The organism is Desulfosporosinus metallidurans, assembly GCF_001936615.1.
Lineage (GTDB): Bacteria > Bacillota > Desulfitobacteriia > Desulfitobacteriales > Desulfitobacteriaceae > Desulfosporosinus > Desulfosporosinus metallidurans.
Genome location: NZ_MLBF01000182.1, coordinates 1 through 616 on the forward strand (window position 1 = coordinate 1; position 616 = coordinate 616).

Below are 616 nucleotides of genomic sequence, written 5' to 3' on the forward strand. Positions count from 1 at the left end.
TCCTTAATCCTCGCCTCAAGTTGACGCACATAGTCTTCAAGTAGTCTAATTTTTTTCTTTAGCAAGGAATTTTCTTTCTTTAACGCATCAACAATATTTGCATTACTACCAGATTGCTGCGCTAACGGAGGAGGAGGAGGAGGAGGAGGCAGACGATGAATCCCAGGACCATCTTGACTGAAAGCTGAAGCAAAACTTAGAAAAAAGATCAGAATAACAAGCGGCAAGGACATCCAAGAAAACATAGACACCCTCCTTTGGCCCATCTTTGTATTTAATTCCAAAAAAACCAATACATTCCAAGCACGTATAATAAATTGACATAAATATTACTTAACAGCACTCACATGTCAATCATAAACATATCATTCACCATTACCCCACTATTATCCTGCACCTAGTCAGAAGAACTAATTCACACAAGGCACATCTCACATAACGTATCCACATTTTTCAACACGCTCTCTAATTTTTGCCATGCTAATCGTAAACCTGGGCGTTTGCCGTTGCCGTCCATCATCACCCGGCCTGGTAACGCCCCTTGGCGTCGTAGATCCGCGCCTCGTCTCCGGCCAGGGCAGGCGACCCGGAGAGCCGCGGCCGCAAACAATACCAA

2 protein-coding genes are annotated in these 616 nt (G+C 44.3%); both read right to left on the reverse strand.

All coding sequences use genetic code 11. The features are described 5' to 3' along the window. A partial coding sequence (locus DSOL_RS26270) for a hypothetical protein (RefSeq protein WP_139314648.1) occupies positions 1-245 on the reverse strand: 245 nt, incomplete at its 3' end. A gap of 186 nt (positions 246-431) precedes the next feature. After that, positions 432-616 (reverse strand): hypothetical protein (locus DSOL_RS28575; protein ID WP_207649693.1); only part of this gene is annotated, 185 nt, incomplete at its 5' end.